At 30.5% G+C, this 5,378-nt stretch carries 4 protein-coding genes; all 4 read left to right on the top strand.

What is annotated here, in order from left to right; genetic code table 11:
• Nucleotides 1-196 precede the first annotated feature (196 nt).
• The 4 genes from P8M54_RS10345 (at nt 197) to P8M54_RS10330 (ending at nt 4,959) form a co-directional block, all read left to right on the top strand.
• Nucleotides 197-961: a class I SAM-dependent methyltransferase gene (locus tag P8M54_RS10345; RefSeq protein WP_300287755.1), complete on the top strand. Its 765-nt coding sequence runs from the start codon at nt 197-199 to the stop codon at nt 959-961.
• Between the two features lie 51 nt (nt 962-1,012).
• A complete protein-coding gene (locus P8M54_RS10340; RefSeq protein ID WP_300287754.1) occupies nt 1,013-1,684 on the top strand; it encodes a ZIP family metal transporter in 672 nt (223 codons plus the stop codon).
• 251 nt (nt 1,685-1,935) lie between these two features.
• A complete protein-coding gene (locus P8M54_RS10335) occupies nt 1,936-2,961 on the top strand; it encodes a RelA/SpoT domain-containing protein (protein ID WP_300287753.1) in 1,026 nt (341 codons plus the stop codon).
• 27 nt (nt 2,962-2,988) lie between these two features.
• Nucleotides 2,989-4,959 (top strand): hypothetical protein, encoded by a 1,971-nt coding sequence (locus tag P8M54_RS10330; protein ID WP_300287751.1) that lies wholly within the window; start codon nt 2,989-2,991, stop codon nt 4,957-4,959.
• Nucleotides 4,960-5,378 lie beyond the last annotated feature (419 nt).

The raw sequence follows: 5,378 nt of genomic DNA, 5'->3' as shown, positions 1-5,378 counted from the left end.
AAAAGGTTTTGGCAATCATCTTAAAATTATTTTCCATTTTGTTTGTGTCAAATGAAACAGCCCTTCCCTGTTTCGAGTTTAATTTGTTTAAAAAATACACCTTCCTCGCCTCGATTCGTTTTGTATCTCTAGCTTATGGTTATTTTTCTGCAAAAATACACTAAATTTGCCGGATAGAATAAATTGAAAAAGATAAATGTCTGAAGAACAAAAACCAAATGCAATAAATCAAGAGCAACCACAGGAAACTTGGTTTAGTTCTTGGTTCGATACGCCCTATTACCATATTCTTTATAAGGAACGCAATTATAGAGAAGCGCAGGTTTTCATGGATAACATAACCCATTATTTAAACTTACCTGAAAAGGCCAAAGTATTGGATTTAGCTTGCGGTAAAGGAAGACATTCGATCTATCTTAATCAGTTAGGTTTTGACGTTCTAGGCGCTGATTTATCTGAAAACAGCATTACCGAAGCACAAAAAAACACCAACAGCAGTTTGCACTTCAAGGTACACGACATGCGCGAACCTTTTGAGGAAAAATACGATGCTATTTTTAACCTGTTTACGAGCTTTGGTTATTTCGAAAACGACGAGGACAACCTAACAACACTTAAAGCAATCAAAGAAAGCCTTTCAGAATACGGTTTTGCAGTAATTGACTTTATGAACGTAAACAACGTACTCCACACGCTAGTTCCCGAAGAGACTAAAGTAGTCGATGGCATCACATTCAACCTAAAACGCTACTTAAAGGACGGTCATATCATCAAAGAAATTGCTTTTGAGGATCAAGGCAAGGACTATCTTTTTTTCGAAAAAGTAAAAGCCCTAACCCTACAAGATTTTGAAGCCTTAATGGAAGAAGCGGGTATCTACCTGTTGGATATTTTTGGAGATTACAAACTAAAAAAATTCCATAAACTCGATAGCGAGCGCCTAATTTTAATTTTTAAGTAAACCTGTACTTTCCAGACTTTAAGCACAATAATCAACGATTTGCCTTAGACCATGAATTACCTTTTGCCCTTACTTTCCGTATTACTTGGTTATTGCATTGCATCAGTTTTAAAACCAAAGAATAAAACCAACCTTAAGCTGCTTTTGGCTTTTAGTGGTTCGTTTCTGTTGTCGTTAACTGTCATGCATTTGCTACCGGATGTGTACGAAAGCAAGAACGAAGCCATAGGGATTTTTATCATGCTAGGGATTTTATTCCAAATCCTGTTAGAGTTCTTCTCCAAGGGCGCTGAACACGGGCACGTACACGGCAAGGAAAACATGACACACATACCGTGGTTATTGTTCATAAGCCTGTGTATTCATGCCTTTCTCGAAGGTTTCCCCGTAGGACATCATCAGGACAACCTCGCCATAGGAATCGCAATACACCACCTGCCAATTGCTATTATCTTAACGACCTTTTTCATCAACTCAAAGCTGAATTCCAAAGCTATTTTTGCGTTCATGATCACCTTTGCAGTAATGACACCACTAGGGACTTTCGTATCCGACTATTCCCCAATATTCAACCAATACACCACCCAAATCACCGCTGTCGTAATCGGAATCTTATTTCACATTTCGTCTACCATCATCTTTGAGAGCAGCGAAGGGCATAAATTCAACATCGCCAAAGTTTCGATGATACTACTCGGAATCCTACTGGCTTACTTTTTATAGTTTATTTGGGCGTGCCCCGCGAAAAAGCGGGTCGGGCTATGCGCTACAATCTTTTATATAATTTCAAAAAAATAAAAGGATTTTCGCTGCTATCCCTCACACAACCCACTACTCCTACCGAAAAATAAAAAAGACAGAAAAAACTTAGTACTAATCGAAAATCATTGAAAAAGAGGTGTATATTTGAAGTTGTAAACTAGTTAGCAAACATTTAGGAAAAACGCAGAAAATTTCAACCAAAATAGGAATAGATGATTTTAAGTAAAAAAAAAATAACTAAAGCTGGAAAAATCCTATTGACTTCGAAAAGCCAAGTAGAAAGAGATGAGGCATTAGATATAATTAACGCTTGGCGAACAAATCATTTGCATCCTTTAAATGTAATGAAAAATTCATTATTGAGGCTGTTTAACAAAAGTGGAATTGAACCACTACTTGTTTCACAAAGGTTAAAACGATTAGTTTCGATAGAATACAAACTAGATCTTAATGAAAATATGGGTTTAGGTGGAATGCAAGATATTGGCGGATATCGAGCTGTTTTAAAAGACACTAAAGATTTATTACGTTTAAAAAAATCACTTGCAAACAATAATAACCACAAGTTAGAAAAAGTAGTTGATTATGTTGAAAATCCGAAAAGTTCAGGGTATAGGAGTATTCATTTTATTTATACTTATAATTCTAAAAACATAAAATATGATGGCTTAAAGTTAGAACTTCAAATAAGAACCAAACTTCAACATAATTGGGCTACAGCCGTTGAAACTGCTGGTATAATAACAAAAACTTCCTTAAAATCAAGTCAAGGGCCAGATGAATGGTTGGAGTTTTTTAAGGTAGTAAGTTCTTTATTTGCAATAAAAGAAAAACAACCTGTTTTAAATGAACATTTAGAAAAATCGATGGTTGACTTAATGTTAGAATGCGAAAAACTTGCTGAAAAACTAAAAGTTACTGATATATTAAAAGCATTACGAGTTTCTGCAAAACAGATAGAAATTGGAAAATTTATAGGTGAATATTATATACTAAACATTAATGCTAAAGAAAAAGTAGTAAACATAAAAAGTTATAAGAAAAAACAATTTGCGGACGCATCACAAGATTATTTAGAAATTGAAAAAACAATTGATCCAAGTAATAATGCGGTTGTTTTAGTTTCTTCTGGTTCAATAAAATCATTGAAAAAAGCTTATCCAAGTTATTTTCTTGACACATCTGAATTCATTTCAGCTTTAGAAAAAATAATAGAAAATTGTAAAGATTTGAAATAAAACGTTTGCTAACAGCGGTTTGCAAAAATGGCGAAATATGTGGTAAATTCATTATTTAAACTATCGGTAAACGAAAAATTTAATCAAGATCTAATCAACATCTTATTACGGAATGGTTATATCGCTGAAGACTATATATATTATATTTCATTATTTCACGAAGGAAGTATTACACGTTCAGATTATCAATTTCACATAAGCGTTAAAAACGCAATAAGACAACCTTTTGACTTTAAACTCTTTAAATTAAAAAAACTAATTTTAAAAATAAATCCATTCGATTTTCAAACAGAATATATCCTAAATTATTCTTTATTGAACTATTTATTAAAATATCCAACCCTATATAAAAATCAAATTAGCGCTGTTTTTTCCAAACTAAAAGATGAAACGGAAATCTCAATAGAGTTTATAATTGGTTATTATGATGCTACTGAAAATTTAATGAAATATATAGAAATTCTCTGTAGTAAATGGGGTAATATTTGGAATTTCATTAGTAATGATTCTGCACTTTCAAATTCATATAAGCAAAAGATATTTAAAAGTATTATCGATTATGCAGAGATTAAATCAATTGCTGAAATCTCCAATCAATCAAATCTAAAAAATGTTATTTTAGAAGATCCTTTATTTTTAAAAATTAACAAAGACCATATTAAACTAAAAAAAATCATCAAAGAATTGGATATTAAATTCAACTATATTGATATTGACAATTCTCCTAATGAAATATTAGATTTCATTTATGATAATAATTATTATCAAATCAACAATGAAATGATAATTTCAATCATAAAAAAATACGGTGAGTTTAATCAAGTTAGTTTTGATAACTCAAACTATACATTGATAAAAAATTCTAAAGCAACTCCATTAATAGAATATGTGGACAAGAATATTAATAAATATATCAAGGACGTATATTTACAGATTTCTACAAATATTAATGAAGAAGAAACCTATTTGATTGATTTGCTTAAAAATAAAAATTTATCATTTGAAAACAAAGAGTTAGTAATTGAACAAGTTGAAACTAAAATATCAAAATTGTCATCTATTGACAACCATAATTTGTATCCTATTTTGCTTGAAAAAAATAAATTGATTCCGACTTGGGAAAACTTATTATATAATTTTATTATTCAAGATACCATATTAAAAGAGAATGAGGAAAAAATTGAAAAAGAAATTTCAAAATCAAGTATTGAATTTATAAACATTATAGAAAATGCGGAAGAACTGTCAAAAACAAAAATTCACAAAGAAGTTAATTCTGTTAATATCTATAGTGAATTTTGGAAAAAATTAATTCAAACAGACGATATTGATTTTGAGGCTTATGATTTTATAACAAAATCAAGTCCTTGGTGGTATAGCGATTTAAGTTTTGCTGAATTATCCGAAGATAAAATAAACTCACTAATTAATAACACTTGTATTAGCCCTATTGCTTTAAGTTATGTTGCACTAAAAGAAAACACCAATGGCTTGAATATAAGATTATTGGAAAAAAGAAAAACTGATTACTTTAAAATAATTGGTGAAATCACATTTGATACCAATGATTTAGAATTAATTTTAAAATCTAAAATTTTTAATAATTCAGAAAAATTAACAATTCTAAATTTATGCAGTGATGAAATTGTAATTACAAATAACAATTTAATGCTATTGAGTTCAATCATACTAAACGATAATTCATTTATTGTTAAAGATAGTATTGTAGATTCTATTTTATCAAATAACTCAGTATCGACGATTGATAGATTAAAACTTTTCATTAAAAATGCTAATAAATATGACTTTGTATTTATCAAAGCATTTTTATCTAATTTAGGTGGAAATTATGCCTGGATAAATGATATAAGTTCAAAAGCTAAACTTCCTAAGAACCATGAAAATTGGCAACTTCTTAATATATTGAGCCAAATAAATTACATATCGTCGTTTACAGTACGTGATTCAGATTTCAGAGTGAATCATAAGAGAAAATAAAAAAACGGCTACTAACAGCTGTGCTTGTTGCACAACTGGCTTTTTGTTTAATTTTGGTTAGGTTTGATAAATACTTAATTTATAAAGTATTGCAAATCAATTGAATATATTTTTTTTTTTAATTTTACATTTTTTGACCAATATTACTTATTATTGAGTTGTGCAACAAGCACAGCCGTTTTGCGCTATTGCGAGATTTGTGCAAGCCGGATGTTTATCTTTCGCAAGAAATTTCTATTTTAGCAGAAAATACTCGTTTACGAAGCTCGCAACAGACGCGTAGCCGCGACACGTCAGGCTGTGAAAAAACTCCGTTTTCCACTCATTTACCTCAAAATTCATCCTTGTATAATTGAATACAGCCTCGCTAAGCAAGCTTGTTTTTTATGCAGCAATTGCTAGGTTTGTTGCGGTTAAGT

This window comes from Flavobacterium sp. (assembly GCF_029242675.1).
Taxonomy (GTDB): Bacteria; Bacteroidota; Bacteroidia; order Flavobacteriales; family Flavobacteriaceae; genus Flavobacterium.
The sequence above is the reverse complement of the archived record's forward strand: the minus strand, read 5'-3'. Positions and strand labels throughout refer to the sequence as shown.